1 protein-coding gene and 1 pseudogene are annotated in these 1,051 nt (G+C 70.2%); both read right to left on the bottom strand.

The window, feature by feature from the left end; translation table 11 throughout:
* Positions 1 to 225, bottom strand: a pseudogene (locus tag IEZ08_RS39075) (hypothetical protein); the annotation flags it as partial.
* A 270-nt stretch (positions 226 to 495) separates the two neighbouring features.
* Positions 496 to 1,051: EAL domain-containing protein (locus tag IEZ08_RS39070; RefSeq protein ID WP_189244253.1), on the bottom strand; the 556-nt coding region annotated here is incomplete at its 5' end.

The following is a 1,051-nucleotide window of genomic DNA, read 5'->3' as shown; positions in this document are numbered from 1 at the left end:
GGAGGCGTCGTCCCAGTAGTAGGAGGCGGTGGTGGCGCCTTTGAGCATGACCTGCTGCTGGGTTTCGGCGTTCTGGGTGGCGCTGTTCTGGGTGGCGGGGGTCTTCGGGGCGCTCTCCGCGTGGGCCGTACCGGTGGTGCCCATGCTCAGTGCGGCGGTCAGGGTCAGGCCCAGGGTGGTGGTGAGCAGGCGGGCGCGGGTGGTCAGGCGAGCGGTGAACGTCATGAAGTGTGATCCCTTGTGCGGCGGCAGGACTTCCGGCGGTCGACCTCGGCGAGCGGGGTCGGGTGCCGGTGAAGGCCCTGTGTCAGCGGCCTTCGACATCCAGTAAGCCGTCCGGGCGTAGCGGCAGAAGTGCGCGCAAGGTGCAGAAAAGTTGCCGCGGTGAGAAACCGCTAAAGCCCTGTGTTCTGCCGGTTCCGTACCGGAACGGGGACCGTCGCGCAGGGCCGGGAGAGGCGCACGGCGGGGAGGACGTCAGGTGCGTCCCTCCGGTCAGGCGACGTTCTCCCAGGGGGTCGTCTCCAGGAGGTTGTCGATCTGCCGGGCGGTGGCCGGCGGCGAGAACAGATACCCCTGCGCCAGCGTGCAGCCCACCTGGTGCAGCGCCACCGCCTGCTCGCGGGTCTCGACCCCCTCCACGATCGTGCCCAGCCGCAGGCTCGCCGACAGCTCCACGATCGCCTTGGTGAACGCCCGCGCCTGAGCGTGATCGGCCGCCGACGGCGCCGTGGTGAACGAACGATCGATTTTGACGATGTCCACCGGCAGGATCCGCAGGTAGGCCAGGGACGAATACCCCGTGCCGAAGTCGTCCAGGGCGATGCGCACCCCGTGCTCGCGCAGCCCGGCCAGCACCCCGATGATCCGCTCGGTCTCGGCCGGGGTGGTGGCCAGCAGCATGCTCTCGGTGATCTCCAGGATCAGCGCCCCGGGCGGCAGCTCGTGCCGGGCGAGCACCTCACGCACCAGCGTGGCGAAGCCCGGATCCCGCAACTGGCGGCCGGAGACGTTCACCGTCACCGCCAGGCCGTGGCGGGCGTGCCAGCGC

This window comes from Planobispora rosea (assembly GCF_014648175.1).
Classification (GTDB): domain Bacteria; phylum Actinomycetota; class Actinomycetes; order Streptosporangiales; family Streptosporangiaceae; genus Planobispora; species Planobispora rosea.
This window is presented reverse-complemented; position numbering and strand designations above follow the sequence as displayed.